This is a genomic window from Nonomuraea sp. NPDC059194 (genome assembly GCF_042754765.1).
GTDB lineage: Bacteria > Actinomycetota > Actinomycetes > Streptosporangiales > Streptosporangiaceae > Nonomuraea.
In genome coordinates this window covers 185,048-200,475 of record NZ_JBHZBH010000001.1, presented here as the reverse complement: position 1 = coordinate 200,475, position 15,428 = coordinate 185,048, and the positions used below count along the sequence as shown (strand labels likewise).

13 protein-coding genes and 1 pseudogene are annotated in these 15,428 nt (G+C 70.5%); 11 read left to right on the top strand and 3 right to left on the bottom strand.

Annotation, left to right across the window (positions count from 1 at the left end):
• Window positions 1-98 precede the first annotated feature (98 nt).
• Both ACFXJ8_RS00960 and ACFXJ8_RS00955 read left to right on the top strand, forming a co-directional pair.
• Window positions 99-476 carry a hypothetical protein gene (locus tag ACFXJ8_RS00960; protein ID WP_379641730.1) on the top strand — a complete coding sequence of 126 codons (378 nt, stop codon included), beginning with the start codon at window positions 99-101 and terminating at the stop codon, window positions 474-476.
• Window positions 473-1,432 (top strand): hypothetical protein, encoded by a 960-nt coding sequence (locus ACFXJ8_RS00955; RefSeq protein WP_379641729.1) that lies wholly within the window; start codon window positions 473-475, stop codon window positions 1,430-1,432. Before ACFXJ8_RS00960 ends, ACFXJ8_RS00955 begins: the two co-directional genes overlap by 4 nt.
• Here the strand turns inward: ACFXJ8_RS00955 and ACFXJ8_RS00950 are convergent.
• Together ACFXJ8_RS00950 and ACFXJ8_RS00945 are read right to left on the bottom strand one after the other, a co-directional pair.
• Complete coding sequence (locus ACFXJ8_RS00950) at window positions 1,429-2,565, bottom strand: WXG100 family type VII secretion target (RefSeq protein ID WP_379641728.1); 1,137 nt, start codon at window positions 2,563-2,565, stop codon at window positions 1,429-1,431. The two genes, ACFXJ8_RS00955 and ACFXJ8_RS00950, sit on opposite strands and share 4 nt — an antisense overlap.
• The gene (locus ACFXJ8_RS00945) at window positions 2,562-2,873 is read right to left on the bottom strand and encodes a hypothetical protein (protein ID WP_379641727.1); all 312 of its coding nucleotides are present in this window, start codon (window positions 2,871-2,873) and stop codon (window positions 2,562-2,564) included. The genes ACFXJ8_RS00950 and ACFXJ8_RS00945 overlap by 4 nt, the downstream gene beginning before the upstream one ends.
• 68 nt (window positions 2,874-2,941) lie before the next feature.
• On the opposite strand from ACFXJ8_RS00945, the gene ACFXJ8_RS00940 reads away from it, so the two are divergent.
• Genes ACFXJ8_RS00940 through ACFXJ8_RS00920 form a run of 5 tightly spaced genes read left to right on the top strand, consistent with a single transcriptional unit; the run spans window position 2,942 to window position 8,173 of the window.
• The gene (locus tag ACFXJ8_RS00940; RefSeq protein WP_379641726.1) at window positions 2,942-3,106 is read left to right on the top strand and encodes a hypothetical protein; all 165 of its coding nucleotides are present in this window, start codon (window positions 2,942-2,944) and stop codon (window positions 3,104-3,106) included.
• A 28-nt stretch (window positions 3,107-3,134) separates the two neighbouring features.
• Window positions 3,135-3,425, top strand: coding sequence for a hypothetical protein (locus tag ACFXJ8_RS00935; protein ID WP_379641725.1), 291 nt, complete (start codon window positions 3,135-3,137; stop codon window positions 3,423-3,425).
• Complete coding sequence (locus tag ACFXJ8_RS00930) at window positions 3,422-5,686, top strand: hypothetical protein (protein WP_379641724.1); 2,265 nt, start codon at window positions 3,422-3,424, stop codon at window positions 5,684-5,686. The genes ACFXJ8_RS00935 and ACFXJ8_RS00930 overlap by 4 nt, the downstream gene beginning before the upstream one ends.
• Window positions 5,687-5,723: 37 nt before the next feature.
• Window positions 5,724-7,919: a DUF3626 domain-containing protein gene (locus ACFXJ8_RS00925; RefSeq protein WP_379642052.1), complete on the top strand. Its 2,196-nt coding sequence runs from the start codon at window positions 5,724-5,726 to the stop codon at window positions 7,917-7,919.
• Window positions 7,916-8,173 (top strand): hypothetical protein, encoded by a 258-nt coding sequence (locus ACFXJ8_RS00920; protein WP_379641723.1) that lies wholly within the window; start codon window positions 7,916-7,918, stop codon window positions 8,171-8,173. The genes ACFXJ8_RS00925 and ACFXJ8_RS00920 overlap by 4 nt, the downstream gene beginning before the upstream one ends.
• Here the strand turns inward: ACFXJ8_RS00920 and eccCa are convergent.
• On the bottom strand, window positions 8,161-12,132 hold the full coding sequence (eccCa, locus tag ACFXJ8_RS00915) for a type VII secretion protein EccCa (RefSeq protein WP_379641722.1): 3,972 nt from the start codon (window positions 12,130-12,132) through the stop codon (window positions 8,161-8,163). The genes ACFXJ8_RS00920 and eccCa overlap by 13 nt on opposite strands.
• A 50-nt stretch (window positions 12,133-12,182) precedes the next feature.
• Between eccCa and ACFXJ8_RS00910 the strand changes: the two are divergent.
• The 4 genes and pseudogenes from ACFXJ8_RS00910 to ACFXJ8_RS00895 all read left to right on the top strand — a co-directional run.
• Window positions 12,183-12,335: pseudogene (locus ACFXJ8_RS00910) on the top strand (helix-turn-helix domain-containing protein); the annotation flags it as partial.
• A 145-nt stretch (window positions 12,336-12,480) separates the two neighbouring features.
• Window positions 12,481-13,332 carry an RNA-guided endonuclease InsQ/TnpB family protein gene (locus tag ACFXJ8_RS00905; protein ID WP_379641721.1) on the top strand — a complete coding sequence of 284 codons (852 nt, stop codon included), beginning with the start codon at window positions 12,481-12,483 and terminating at the stop codon, window positions 13,330-13,332.
• 100 nt (window positions 13,333-13,432) lie between these two features.
• Complete coding sequence (gene eccD, locus ACFXJ8_RS00900; RefSeq protein ID WP_379641720.1) at window positions 13,433-14,869, top strand: type VII secretion integral membrane protein EccD; 1,437 nt, start codon at window positions 13,433-13,435, stop codon at window positions 14,867-14,869.
• A gap of 75 nt (window positions 14,870-14,944) precedes the next feature.
• On the top strand, window positions 14,945-15,388 hold the full coding sequence (locus ACFXJ8_RS00895; RefSeq protein WP_379641719.1) for a YbaB/EbfC family nucleoid-associated protein: 444 nt from the start codon (window positions 14,945-14,947) through the stop codon (window positions 15,386-15,388).
• Window positions 15,389-15,428 lie beyond the last annotated feature (40 nt).

Genomic DNA, 15,428 nt, shown 5'->3' with positions numbered 1-15,428 from the left:
GATACATGTAAGTAATCAGAGCTCGACTTCCGCGAAATGAACCGGGCGGATCATGACCGAAAGGCGTGATCCGCCCGATTCATTTCCTGGGAGACCCTATGAGCGAGCCGCCGCAGCTGAACGCGCACTTATCCCAGCACACCGTCGCCGCAACCGCCTTCCGTGACATCGGCGCCGACCTCGACGCGGCCGTGAAGCACGCCGTCAGGGAGCTGGAGGAGCTCGGCAACTGGCCGATCGAGGAGGAGTCGGACCGGAAGTTCGCCGAGTGGTACGCGCCCAAGCGCGTGGAGATGATGAAGCTGCTCGGCCAGTTCGGCCTCGCCTACGGCGACGTCGGCGACAAGCTGACCATCATGCGGGACAACGTGGCGGTGGCCGACTGGGCCAGCGCCGACGACATGACGGTCAAGGACATCCCCGTCTACGAGCTGCCGGACCTGCGAGACTTCATGCCGAAGGGTCCGCTGCCGTGATCGCCGCCGCCTTCCCCGTCAACCGCCTGATGATGACGTTCATGGCGGGCACCGCCGGCACGCTGGTGGGCCTGCGCGTGTGGGCGGGAGTCGTCGCCCCCGAGGCCTCGCCGGACAAGCTGCGCCGCGCCGCGCAGATCTTCGACAAGCTAGCCGACGCGATCGACGGAGGCGACGACCCGAAGAGCGGGCTCGCCTACCGGGCCGACCAGGCCTACGCCTCCGTGGTCAAGGACAACACGGGCGCGGGGATCGACTCCTTCTCCACCGTCTACAACACCAACATCAGGCCGCTGCCCGCCGCCTTCGTGGCCGATCTGCGGGTCGTGTCCATCGTCTGTACGGCCTACGCCAAGATCGTCGACGACGTGCGCCGCCGCTTCGCCGAGATCGAGAACGAGCTGCTGCAGCTGGTGTGGATGGTCATGTTCCAGCCGATGACCACCTGGCTGTACGCCGTGGCCACCGTCAGGATCGTCAAGCTGATCAAGACGGCCCGGCTGCTCAAGGCCCTCTTCGGGGCGAACGCGGCCAAGATCTTCAGCGCCGGGTTCCCCTCGTACGCGCTGACCACGCTCGTCTACGCGACGGTGGACGGCATCGCCTACGCGAGCGGCTCCGTCGGCATCAAGGCCATGGTCAACCTCGCCCACGGGCAGCCGGTCGGTTCGGCGAAGGAGAACGGCGCCGAGTTCGCGCGGATCTGGGCGGGCAACACCGGCTACGTCCTGGGATACGACGCCGCCAAGTTCCCCCTGCGGAACCTGCCGTCCAGCCGTCTCACCGAGCTGTACGCCAGGCTGGCCGGCTCCGGCCTGGGCTACACGCCCGCCTACAACCTGTCCGACGGCGTGGACGGCCCGATCGCCACCACACCCGAGGAATGGGCGGGCAAGCTCGAAGGGCACGGCCTGCGCGCGCTGATCTTCCCGCCGGGCTGGCTGCCCGGTCGCTAGTACGGCCGGTAGCCGCCGCCGCGTTCCAGGGACGCGATGCCGGGGTGCTGGCCCAGGTCCCCGTAGCGCTTGTAGGTGTAGAGCACGCCGGCGATGATGTTGTCGACCGGCTCGAGGATCTGCTTGTGCCCCGGCAGGCTGTGGGTGTTGAAGGTGGGCGGGATCGTCTGCATGAGGCCCTGCGACGGCACGCCGTTCTTGGCGTTGATGTCCCAGTTGTTGATCGCGCTCGGGTTACCGCCCGACTCGTGATGGATGATCGTCCAGATCCGCTCGATGTCCTTGGGGTCGTTGGGGTCGAGGTCGCTCACGTCGATGCCGCGCGAGCGCATGATCCCGGCCATCTCCGGCGATCTGATGATCTTCAGCGCCTCCTTGATCCACTCGACCACCTGGGCGCGGGGGGCCGGCACGTCGCCCGCCGAGGAGACCCCGCCGCCGCCGTACCCACCGCCACCGCCGCCGCCCGCGCCCCCGCCCATCGTGGTCGTTCCCGCCAGCTCGGTGGTCTTGGTGAGATCGGTAGGCGTCCACTGGGTCTTGGCGTGCTTGTCGTCAGGGACGAAGTCACGCGGGAGCGGGTCAGGGATGCTCTTGTACGTGACCGTCCTCAGCTTCAGAGCGTCCGCGATGGCCGTTTTGGCGTCGCTGAGGGCGGTGTTGGCCTTGGAGACCTCGCGTTCGGCATCGGCGACGGCCTTGTCGCCCATCTCCTTCAGCCCCTTGTTGACTCCCTGCGGGTCGTCGGGGTTCAGCTTGGCCCAGTCCCTCTGATACTGCCCGGCGCGCGTGATGAGATCCTCACGGATCCACCTGACCTTGCTCTCCGAGGTTTCCAGGGTGGTCGCCAGCGTGTCCACCGCGTTCGCGCACCCCGCCAGCGCGTCGTGCAGGCCGTCGCCCGCCCTGCCGTAATTCTGCATGTAGCTCTGGAAGGACTCCGCCGACTCGCCGTGCCAGGTCCTGCCCACCTCGATGACGGCCTTGCCGAGCTTGCCGGTCTCGTCGAGGACCCCGCTCGCGACCGCCCGCCACTGCTTGGCCATCGTGCGGATGGCGCCGGGATCGCTGTTGACCTGATGGATCAGCACGTCGAGCCGGTCGACACCCGGCGTCGGGTTCTGGCCGCTCATGGCTTGTCCGCCGCGCGGACGTTCGCCTCGACCTTGTCGAGCGCGCGCTCGACGCCTGCCAGCTTGTCCCTGGCCAGCCCGAGATCTGTTTCGAGGATGTCGTGCCAGATCGTGTCGATGTCCTTCGCCAGGCTCTGGGAGTTGCCGAGCCTGCCGAAGGCGGTGGAGTCGGTCGGCGTGCCCGGCTTCGGAGGTGCCGGCAGCTTCTCGGCCGACATCATGGCGCCGGGAACGAGCGCCTTGCTCGCGTTGTTCGCCGCTCTGGCGCACTCGTCCAGTGCTTGGAAGTGGACATCAAGACCAGCCACCGGCCGCGCCTCCCGGAGATGCTCAAAAAGGACAAGATCGAGCATAGCGGCCAGGTAGTTTCGGAGGCATGAGCTCAGAGAACCCGCTGTTCGAGGTCGTCCCCGCCGAGCACGCCGAGCCGATCGTCCTGCACACCTCGCAGGGCGAGCTCACCGTCGCCGCGGACCTCACCGCGGAGGAGTTCGCGATCCTGGACGAGCTTCGCCGGGAATCTGGCAATATTTCGCGTTAATGGAAGTTCTGGGGCCAGAAAGGCGCATGTGACAGGCTTCACCGTTCGCTGGAAGGGTGTCGGGCGACGCGGCTCCGACGCACGCGAGGAAGCCAGGTTCGTCAGGGGCGTCAGGGAGAGAGTGGTCGCCGCCTTCACCGACGCCGGTCGGCCGATGGGCAGCGACATGTACGGGGCCGAACTGGAGAAGGCCTATCCCGCGATGCGTGACGGCATCCTCGACGCGCTCCAGAAGTACGCCGACGAGCTGGACCGGGTGGGCGACGGCCTGAAGGGCACCGCGAACACCTACGAAACGGTCGAACGGCCAGACGCTTGATCGGTGGTCTGCTCGACGGCGTGCCCATCCCCGCGTTCGCCCGACCGTGGATCGGCTGGGTCGTCGGCATGGACTGGCCGCAGGGCGACGAGAAGGCCCTGTTCCGGCTCGCCGACACGCTCGTGACCGCGTTGCGCGAGGTGGTCGGCGGCCCTGACGGCGATCCGTCGAGGGGCCTGCTCGGATCCCCGCCACCCGACCAGGACGAGTGGGACGGCGAGGCGCTGAAAGCCTTCGTCAGGCACGTCCTGACCACGACCACCGGGCACCAGGCCGACGCCGTCAACCGCCTGGCCGCCATGGCCCTCGCCCTGAACGACCTCGGGGTCCAGGTCGAGTACACCAAGCGGATGATCAAGCTGACGGTGGCGCTGCTCGTCGTGCAGATCGGGGGAGTGCTCCTGCTGCGCGGCACCCTCCTGGCCGGACCCGCTCTCACCTGGATCGGCTTCCGCGCCCTGTTCAGCCGCGCCATGATCGCGCAACTGGCCAAGCGGCTGCTGCTCTACTGCGGGCTCTTCGGCACGATCATGGGCGCGATGGACTACGCCGTCCAGGCGAGCCAGTCACGCAGGGACAACGTCGACTTCGGCCAGGTCTTCATGTCGGCGGGCACGGGCGCGCTGTCCGGGGCGCTCCTGGGTCTGGGAACCGGGCTGCTGCCGAGCAAGTCGATGCTGGTCTTCATGGCCCAGTCGGGGGTGGTCGGCGGCATCACCGCCCTGGTGTCCGAGGTGTGGGCGGCGGCCTCCACCGGGCGGCCCATCAACTGGAAGCTGGTGGCGGAGGGGATCACCTCCGGCTTCGTGGGCGGCATCGACCGTAACGGCCTTGGCGGCGGCGCACTGCCCGTTCCCGGCAGGCCGGACGTCCACCTCGTTCCCGCGGATGGTACGGCGACGCCGACCAAGAGCCCGTTCGACGGGGCGGGCAAGGGTCTTCCCGGCGATTTCTCGACCACCCCGACGTCCGCCTCCGGCCTCCTGCCGGACGGGATCCACACGGGCACCCGCCACGACATGACCGGCGTAGGGCACCACGACGTGACCAGCCTGGCGAGGGCCTCGGCCGACCAGATGGCCGACCAGACGGCCCACCAGGTGGCGGACGTGGCGCGGGCCGTACCGGACGAGGTCAGGACCGGCGGGACTCGCGCGGACGACAGCACACAGGCGGGGGCCGCGGCGGTGCCCCAGCGGGGCGTCAGGGGCGAGGTGACCCACGAGCGGGCCCATCGTCCGGACTCCGAGCCCGACCCCGGTGGCAGGCCGGGCACCCGCCCCGAACGGACAGGCAGGCCGGAGGCCCACCCCGAGTGGACGGGCAGGGCGGAGCGGGCGTTCGCGCACCACGGGTCGTTGGATCGCAGCGGCTCGCCGAGGGAGCTCGCGGAAGCGGGCGGCGACCGGACCCGCGGCACCGCGCCAGAGTCGGCAACGGGCGGAAGGCCCGGGGACGGCGGAAAGGCCGGGGACACGGTGGCCCCGCATGCCGACGCCTCCACCGCGCGCACAGACGCCCCGGCCCCGCGCGCCGACGACGCGGCCCCGCGCGCCGACGACGCGGGCACGCGCGCCCTCGCCCCAGGTTCGCGGGCCGACACCTCCGCGGCCCGCACCGACGACGCGGGCTCGCGTGCCGAGGTCCCGGGCCCGCGCGTGGACGCCCCGGCCTCGCGTGCCGAGGGTCCGGCGTCGCGTGCCGGTGAGCCGCCCCCCACGAGCCTGGCGGGCGAGCGCACGCCCGAGCCGGGCAACAGGATCGAGGGCCTGATCAACTGGGGCACGACCCGCTCCGAGCCGCCGTCACGGCAGGGCATGACACACGACGAGTTCGCCGCGCTGTCCGCCAAGGGGACGGTCGGCGAGCCCGTCCGGCTGTCCAACGGCACCGAGTCGGTCAAGGTCGAACGCGTCACGCTGACCGACGGGGGATCGGCGGTCGTCAAGGAGACCGCCACCACGGAGATGCGCGACGCCGAACACCTGGCTTCGGTTCGAGGCACACGTGCGGGGCGTCCTCGCCGCGCTGGACAGCTTGGCCGAGCACCAGGCGCCGTTCGCGGGGCAGGCACACGTCAGCGCGATGGTGTCCGAGGCACGTCGAGCGGCCTTCGTGCCGGGCGCGACGTTCTCCAGTCCCAGGTTCACCGTCGCATTCCGCGAACCGGGCCAGGCCGTCGCGAAGCCCGGCGCGGTCAACTTCGTCGTCACGTCGCGGACGGCGCAGGACATCAGTGTCGCGACCGGATATCCCGGTGAAGGACGGCTGATCTTCCGGCCGGACACCGAGTTCCGCGTGGACCGGGTCGACGGCGACACGGTCTACGTGAGCGAGGTGACCAGATCGGGCGATGGCTGGGTCTTCTGCGCGTGCGAGGCAGGACGCCACCGGGGCACCAACGGGGCCGCGGGTCTGCTGCTGCTGAGCAAGGACGCGGACGGCGAGGTCTACGTCCTCATGCGGCACGTCGCCTCGGACGGCGGGGACACGTGGTCACTGCCCGGCGGTGTCAGGGACCTGAAGGAGGGCGGTGTGGCCGCCGCTCTGCGGGAGGCGGCCGAACAGAGCACGCTGGACCCGTCCGCCGTCCAGATCCACGGTCGCCATGTCGACGACCACGGACGCTGGTCCTACGAGACGGTCATCGCCACCGTCGGCGAGCCCGTGGAGATCAGGCCTGTCTCCCGGGATGCGCAGAACATCCAGTGGGTACGGCTGGACGACCTGGCCAACCGGAACCTGCACCCCGGTTTCGCGGCGAGCTGGGCCGACGTCCACGCCCAGAGCCTTCGGGTCGTCGACTGGGACGCGGCGGCCTCGCGGAACGTGTCACGCACGGTCTACCGCCACGACGAGCTGCCTGACGGCGACGTCGACGCCCTCGTCGCCAGGTTCGCCGCGGAGGGCGTCTCCGGCCGGTCCACGCGCCAGGACAGCCTCCCGGCCGGTGACGGTGTGCCGGTGGAGACCGTGATCCGTACCCGCTCGGGTGACACGCTGCCGCCGGGCGCCGAGATCAGGGTCGTCGCCGTGGAGCGCGACGCCTTCCGCACGCCCGACGGCAGGCAGGGCATCAGGCTCTACCTGGCCGAGACTCCCGCCGGGGCGCGGGTTCCCGACCTGAGCCGGCGCGTGCTGAGCGTCGGGCACGAGCGCCTGGCCGCTGAGCTCGGCGCGTCGGACGCCGCCGTGTCCACGCGGGTGGAGGGCGCGGTCACGGTCAGCGTCGGCACCACCTTCAACGAGTTTCGGCTGGAGGAGCGGTCCGCCAAGCCCATGGACCTGGCGGCGGTCCTCGCCATGGATCCGCGGCTGGTGGCCGATCCCGACGCGGCGATCCTGCTCAGGGGGCCGCACGCCGTCCGCCACAGCCTGATCATCCAGCAGGTGGCCGACCTGACGGGCCGTCCCGTGATCGCCTTCGACCACCGCGCCCCGGCAGGGTCGACGGACGGCGCCGCGAAGATCTTCCTGCCGGAGAGCGAGCCACCCGCCGCCACGGCGGGTGAGCCGTCCGCTCTCGCCCGGCCGGACGTCCGGCCGCCGGAGGGCGCGCTCCAGGTGCGGGCGGTCCCCGATCCCCGGCTGGTCGCCGAGTACGTCCCGCTGCGGGAACTGACGATCGCCGTGGAGAACATGGAGTTCTTGGGCGACACCTACAGCGCCGCATACGCCAGTGCTGTCGCCGAACGCGACGTGCTGAAGGCGCGGCTGGAGGAGCGCACGCCCGACCTCGCGGAGGCCGACTATCTGTACACCCACGCCGGCATCGCCGAGCAGATCCTGGCGCTGGCCGACGACCTGGGGGTGGAGGGCGGGCGGCTGCGCGCGCACCTGCGCGACGAGCTGGTGGACCTGCTCGACGACCGGCCCGTGGCGTTGCGGATCGACCCCGAGCACCTGCTCGCCGTGCTGACCGAGGGCCGGTTCAAGACGCAGTTCGAGGTCGCCTGGTCCGGAGGCGCGCTCGACACCCTCCGGAGGTCCGCCTTGGAGGAGGGCTGGTTCGGCTATCCGGCGGACCTGCCGCCTGAGCAGCGGCCGATCTACGGCTACGTGAACCTCTTCGAGCAGGCCTCCGACCCCACCAGGATCGGGATCGACACGGCGGGCCGCGTCGCCCAGTACGGAGAGGCGCAGATCACCCTCCGCCCGGAGATCAGGGACAGGACCACCTTCTGTGTGGGCGACTCCTACGAAGGCTCAAGGGCCGTCGTGCCCAGCCCGATCAACGACCCCCGCCCCGAGTCCTACAATGTGCCGGGGCCGGGCGCATTCGGCCAGGACGACCCGTTGGGCGGCCCGTTGCGCGACTACACCGACGAGAGGTTTCTGCGCGCGGTGTACGTCGAGGCGCAGATCCACGGCGGAGTCCGGGCCGGCGACATCGACCATGTGGTGTTCACCCACGAGCCGGGGCCCGACCTGGTCGCCGCGCTGGAGACGGCCGGAATTCCCTGGTACTACGTCTATCCCAGGAGTCAGCAATGATCAGGACAGTGGGCCGCAGGTCCGACGGCGCCGTCCTGGTGGCGCTGGGTGAGGCGGCGGTCATCCTGCCGTACGCGCGGGTGCTGCCGCTGGCCAGCGCGCTGGCCCATGCGAGGTGGGAGCCGGTCGACGAGGAGCCCCCCGCCCTTCCCGAGCACCTGGTCGAGGCGCTCAGGAGGAAGGACGGGGAGCTGCGCGAGGCCATCAGCCCCTTCCTCAGGGAGCTGATGGAACGGCGCGCTCAGGGCAGGTAGGCGGTCTGCGACAGCCGCGCGCCCGACCTCCTGTCGACGAAGTAGCCACGGCCGACCGGCAGCGGCTGCGGACGGATGTTGCCGAAGACGAACCCCTCGTCCTTGTTGCCCGACATGACCAGCGCGGGGCTGGCCATGTCCTTGATCTTGGTGATGACCGGGTCGAACATCGCCCTGCCGACGCCGCCCATCTGTCGCGACATGATCAGGTGCAGGCCGATGTCGCGGGCCTGCGGGAGCAGCTCGGCCAGCGGCTGCAGCGGGTTGTTGGAGGTGGCGACCAGGTCGTAGTCGTCGACCACGATGTAGAGGTCGGACCCCTTCCACCAGCTGCGCGAGCGCAGCTGGTCGGGGGTCAGGTCGGCCGGCGGCAGGCGCTTCAGCAGCGCCTGCCGGGCGTCGTTGATCAGGTCGGCGGCGGCGGCGCTCGACGCCGCGTAGCCGATCCGGTGCTCGGTGGCCGCCGAGTCGAGCAGCGACCTGCGGTAGTCGATCACGATTATCATCGCCTCGCGCGGCGTCTGCCTGGCCACCACGCTCTCGGCGATGAGGCGCAGCAGGTTCGACTTGCCGCTCTCGGTGTCGCCGATGACGATGAAGTGCGGGTCGGCCTCCAGGTCGAGCATCACCGGCGAGAGCGTCGCCTCGTCGATGCCGATCGGGATGACCTTCCGTCCGGTCTCGTCGGGGCCGGGCAGCAGCTCGGCGGGCAGCACCGAGGGCAGCAGCCGTACGCCCGGCGCCGGGGGGCCCTGCCACGCGTCCCTGACCGTCTGCACCAGCGCGCGCAGACCCACCGAGACGTCCTCGGCGCTCTGCACGCCGTCGATCCTCGGCAGCGCGGACAGGAAGTGCATGCCTTCCTTGGTGAGCCCGCGTCCTGGCGTTCCCTCGGGTACGGCCAGCGCCGTCTTGCGGTTGACCTCCGACTCGTAGGCGTCACCGAGCTTGAGCTCGATCCTGGTGCCGAACAGGTCGCGGATGGCGGGCCTGAACTCCGACCACTTGTTGGTGGCGGCCACGATGTGGATGCCGTAGCCGAGGCCGCGCGCCGCCAGGTCGGTGATCGTCGGCTCCAGCGAGTCGTACTCCTGCCTGATGGTCAGCCAGCCGTCCACGACGAGGAACACGTCGCCCCAGCCGTCGCCCTCGATCTCGCCCTCGGCCACCATCCTGCGGTAGGAGCCGATCGAGTCGATGCCGCTCTCGCTGAACATGCGCTCGCGCTGCTGGAGGAGGGTGGCGACCTCGGCGACCGTACGGCGGACCCTGTCGGTGTCGAGGCGGCTGGCCACGCCGCCGACGTGCGGCAGCCCGTCGAGGCCGGCGAGCGCGCCACCACCGAAGTCGAGGCAGTAGAACTGCACCTCGCGCGGCGTGTGGGTGAGCGCCATGCTGGTGATCATCGTACGGAGCACCGTGCTCTTGCCGCTCTGCGTGCCGCCCGCTACGGCGACGTGTCCTGACGCGCCCGACAGGTCCAGCCAGAACGGGTCACGCCGCTGCTCGAACGGCTTGTCGATGATGCCGATGACGGCGTGCAGCCTGCCGCGTCCGGCCCAGCCGGTGGTCGTCAGGCCGAGCTCGGGCGTGACCGTCAGCGGCGGCAGCAGTTGCGCCAGCGTCGGCGGCTGGCCGAGTGGCGGCAGCCAGATGCGGTGGGCGGCGGGGCCGCGGTCGCGCAGCCGGCCCACCATGATGTCGAGCAGGCTGGTCTGCGGCGTCTTGTCCTCTGCCGGTTCCAGCTCCTTGGCCGGCTTCTCGACCACGGGGATGGGGGCGAAGGCGGGGCCGTACTCCACGACCTCGCGGACGGGGCCGCCGCCTGAGGAGGCGGCCGCCTGGTACGGGTCGGCCACGTAGGGGCCGGAGACGTAGGCGGCCTTGAACCGCGTCATGCCGGTGGTGTCGAACTTGAGGTAGCCGTTTCCGGGCGCGGACGGCAGCTCGTAGGCGTCGGCGACGCCCAGCACGACCCGGCTCTCCATCGCGGAGAAGGTGCGCAGGCCGATCCGGTACGACAGGTGGGTGTCCAGGCCGCGCAGCCGTCCCTCCTCCAGCCGCTGCGAGGCCAGCAGCAGGTGGACGCCGAGCGACCGGCCGAGCCGTCCGATCATCACGAACAGGTCGATGAACTCGGGCTTGGCCGACAGCAGCTCGCTGAACTCGTCGAGCACGACGAACAGCGTGGGCATCGGCGCCAGGTCCGCGCCCTGCTCCCTGGCCCGCTCGTAGTCGCGCAGCGAGGCGTAGTTGCCCGCCGAGCGCAGCAGCTCCTGGCGGCGGACCATCTCGCCGTGCAGCGCGTCGTGCATACGGTCGACCAGCGGCAGCTCGTCCTCGAGGTTGGTGATGACCGCGGAGACGTGCGAGAGCGACTCCAGGCCGAGGAAGGTCGCGCCACCCTTGAAGTCGACCAGGACGAAATTGAGGATCTCAGAGGAGTGGGTGACGGCCAGGCCGAGCACCAGTGTGCGCAGCAGCTCGCTCTTGCCCGAACCCGTGGCGCCGATGACCAGGCCGTGCGGGCCCATGCCGCCCTGCGCCGACTCCTTGATGTCGAGCTCGACCATGCGGCCGTCGGCGCCCAGCCCGATCGGCACCCGCAGCCGGTTGCGGCCCGCGCGGGGACGCCACGTCTGCTCGGTGTCGAGCCTGGTCGGGTCGCCCACGCCGAGCAGGTCGGTGAGCGTGGTGTTGAGCGAGAGCACGTCCTGCGCCTCGCCGCCGCCTGCGCCGGACGACAGCCTGAGCGGGGCCAGTTGCCTGGCCAGGCCCTCGCTCATCAGGTAGTCGAGCCCGTCGGCGTCGCCGAGGCGGGTGCTGCTGGTCTTTCCTGCGTGGTCGAGCTTGATCATGTGGAAGCCGTCGGGCTGGATGTCCAGCCGCAGCATCGCCTTCTCCTCCACCAGCCCCGCGGCGTCGGACAGGTCGATCACGGTCACGCCCTGGATGGCGTCCATGCCGAGCTGGGAGTCGTGCGGGACGTACCCGCCGTCGACGACCACCACGTGGTACGGCAGCGCGTCCGCGGGCGCGCCGGGCTTGAACCTGGCCCGCTCCTTCAGCTCGCCGCCGACCAGCCGGTCGAGCTCGGAGAGGTTCTCCGCCATCAGCCGCACCTGGCCCGCCAGGTCGGACTGCTCGGGGTGCAGGGCGTGGGGGAGCCACTTGACCCAGTCCCAGTGCGGCATGGACTCCTTGCCCGCGCAGATCATGATCCGCAGGTCGTCGGGCGAGTGGAAGACGACCATCTGCGCGATCATCGCCCTGACCAGCTCGCGGACCGCCTGGCGGTCGCCCGACAGCTTGATGCGGGCGAAGGAGCCGAGCGCCACGGAGACGGGCAGTTCGGAGACCGTCGCGTGCGCCCGCACGAACCTGCGCAGCGCGCCCGCCGTCAGCGCGTCGAGGTCCTCGACGGGCTTGGTGTCCGGCGGGATGAGCTGGATGGCCAGCTTCTGCACGCCGGTGCCGAGCCGTACGGTGCCGAAGTCGGGGTCGCGCGGCCTGCGCTCCCACAGGCGGGGGCTCATCGCGATCCACCACAGCGAGACCGGCGCGGGGCCGCTCCACTCCAGGGCCTCCCGCTGCTGCTTGGCGGCCCTGCGGGCCTTCCTGCGCACCTGCGACAGGTAGCGGAAGTAGTCGCGGCGCAGGCCGTTGAGCCGTTGCTTGCGCTCGCCCGACTGCCTGCCGAGCTGGCCGATGGTCATGCCCATCATGGAGAAGGCGAACAGGCCGCTGGCGACGTACATGAGCGGGTTGGAGTTGCCGCCCGCGGTGAACATCAGGCCCATGGCCGCGCCGCCGGCGACCATGGGCAGGTAGGTCAGGATCATCATGAAGCCCTGGCCCTGGACTTCGGGGATTTCGGGTGGCGATTCGAGCAGGACCTCGCCACGCGGTGGCTTGGGGCTGGCGCGGCGTTCGGGCCGCCGCACGATCACGATGCTCACCGAACACCTACAGCGTGGAGGCCCCGTCCTTGGCGGGGAGGAAACGCGGAATGGTGGGTCACTGTGATCTCCTGATTTCGTCGGTGGCGGTCGGTAGGTTGATCGGCGTGTCCCGCTACCGGCTCCAGCCGACGCCCGCCCAGGAGGCGGCGTTGGCCGAGCATTGCGGGCATGCCCGGTTCGTGTGGAATCTGGCCGTCGAGCAGCACGCGCATTGGGCTCCGGGCCGCAAGAGCGCACCGGGGTTTGCCGAGCAGTGCCGTCAGTTGACCGACCCATCGTCGCCCGACGTGGCGCAAGCGGGGCCAAGGCGAGGGGTTCCGGATCGTCGCCGTCAAGCCCGCAGATGTGCGTCGCGTCTCCCGGCATGTGGGCGAGGTGAAGATCCCCAAGGTGGGGTGGGTGCGGTTCCGCTGGTCGCGTGCCGTGCCCGAAGGGGTGAAGTCCTACCGGGTCACCCGCGATCGGGCGGGCCGATGGCATGTCGCCTTCGCCGCCATCCCCGAGCCGATCGCCGGACCGGGCACGGGCGCAGCGGTGGGCGTCGACCGTGGCGTGACCGTGAGCGCGGCGCTGTCCACGGGCGAACTGCTGAACGCGCCCGGCCTGCGCGAGAACGAAGCCGCCCGGCTGCGACGTCTGGAGCGCAAGCTCGCCCGCGCCAGACGCGGCTCCAACCGGCGCGGCAAGATCAAGGCCGCGATCGCGAAGCTGAAGGCGCGCGAGAGCGACCGGCGCAAGGACTGGGTGGAGAAGACCAGCACCGATCTGGCGCGACGGTTCGACGTGATCGCCGTCGAAGACCTCAACATCGGCAACATGACCCGTTCGGCGAAGGGCAGCATCGAGGCGCCGGGGAGGAACGTCCGGCAGAAGGCGGGCCTGAACCGAGGCATCCTCGCCGCCGGCTGGGGCCACCTCGGCGAGCGGCTGGAGCACAAGGCTCCCGACCGCGTCCAGAAGATCAATCCGCGTTACACGTCGCAGACCTGCAACGCCTGCAAGCACATCGCCGGGGAGAGCCGCGAGAGCCAAGCCCTCTTCCTGTGCGTGGCCTGCGGGTGGCTGGACCATGCCGACGTGAACGCGGCCAAGAACATGCGTGATACCGCCGCAGGGCATGCGGTGGCTGCGCGGGGACGCTCCGGGTTGCCGGGGCGGATGAACCGCGAACCTCAACCTGTCCTCCTGCCTGCGTAGGAACGGGTTGGAATCCCCCTCGTTCACGAGGGGGAGGATGTCAAACGGCAATTTCTTACCATCAACCCCGGTGGTTCCGCTCGCCCGATATGTTTCCTTTGTGAAGTCGCTGGCTCATGGACCATCCCCTCAAGGCCCGATGCAGCAGGGCGCCCTCGCGCAGATCCCCGCTCCGATTCCCGCCCTGTGCCACGTCACCATCGTGGGACCGCGCAAAAGAGCCGATCTCGCGCTGCCCGCCGACATCCCGCTGCCGCACGTCCTGCCCGGGCTGCTGCGCGCGATGGACGAAGTGGGCGGTGAGGCCACGTCGGCCTCGGGCTGGATGCTGCAGCGTCTCGGCGGACCCCCGCTCGACATCGGCCAGAGCCTCGGCACGCTGGGCGTGCTGGACGGCGAGGTGCTCTACCTGCGGCCGCGCGAGGCGATCCTGCCGCCCGCACTCTACGACGACGTGGCCGACGTGGTGGCCGGCGGCGTCAAGGACGGCTCGGGCAAATGGACGCCCGACCACACCCGCCTGGCGGGCACCGCGTCCGCGTGCGGGCTGCTGGTCATGGGCGCGCTCGCGCTGTACTTCGCGGGGCCGCCATGGACGATCAGGGCGATCGTCGCGGGCGTGCTCGCGCTGCTGCTGTTGGTGACCGGCGCGGTCATGTCGAGGGCGATCGGTGACTCGTCGGTGGGCGCGCCGATCGGGTGGGCCGCGCTGCCGTACGGGTTCCTGGCGGGCCTGCTCGCCCCGGGAGGCGCGGGCTTCGCGGCGCCGAACCTGCTCGCGGCCTTCGCCTGCACGGCGCTGGTGGCCGCCTTCGGCGGCACGCTGACCTCCGACGGGCTACCGGGATTCCTCGGTACGGCCATCGCCTCGGTCACCGGGTCGATTGCGGCGGCGGTCGTCATGATCTGGGACGCCGCGCCCGCCGGTGTGGCGGCGGTGGCGGCCACCGTGCTGCTGGCCTTCACGCCGCTGGTCCCCACGCTGGCGTTCAGGATGGCCAAGCTGCCGCTGCCCACCATGCCGACCAGCGCCGACGAACTGCGCAGCGACGACCAGCGCGTCGACGCCGCGCAGGTCAAGGAACGCACCGTCAAGGCGCAGTCCTACCTGACCAGCCTGATCGCCGGAGTGTGCCTGGTGGCGGCCGGCGCGCAGTTCCTCCTGGTCCTGCATGGCGGCTGGGCCGCCCGGATCATGGTCGCGGTCCTCGCGATCACGCTGATCATGCGGGCCAGGGTCTTCCACGGGCTGGGTCAGCGGATCTGGCTGCTCGTGGCCGGCCTGGGCGGCCTGGCCGCCCTGGGGCTGTCGCTGAGCGCCGGCAGGGGCGACATCGCCGCCGTCGCCGTCGGCGTGGGCCTGCTGTGGGTGGCGCTGATCGCGGCCGGCCTCGGGACGTGGCTGCCCACGGGCAAGCCCTCGCCGTTCTGGGGGCGCGCGGGAGACATCGTGGACCTCATGCTGATCGCGGCGCTGTTCCCGCTCGCGCTCGGCGTCCTCGACGTCTATACGTGGGTGCGCGGCCTCTCGGGCTGAGCGTTTCCATGATTGCGGAGTAAACCGGCAACCGATACGTTGCTGGACGTTTCCCCCTCCAGGATGGAGTAGCCAGTGCAGGACTTCGGGGACTTCGCGAACCTCGACATCGACAAGCTCCTCAAGACCGCCGACGAGCAGTTCGCGCGCGTCGAGGAGCTGCAGAAGACCATGGGCGAGCTCGTCGGCCGGGCGCAGGACGAGGACGGCCTGGTCAGCGCGGAGTACACCAGCGCCGGCCTGACCGGGCTCGAATTCCACCCGAAGGCGATGCGGCTGAGCTCGGGCGAGCTGGCGGAGAAGGTCAAGGCCGTCGTCCAGGACGCGACGGCCGACCTGCAGCGTCAGGTCAACGAGACGATGGGGGAGGTGTTCGGCGAGGACGAGAACCCGATGAAGTTCATCAACAACCCGGACGCCGCCTTGGAGCAGGTCAAGAACGCGGAGGCCGCCTACAACAGGACGTTCGAGGACGTGATGGGCGAACTCGACAAGATCCGCCGCCGCCTCGACCTCTAGAGCCGTGCGGGGTGGGGAACGACCTGGGGTGTTGACGATC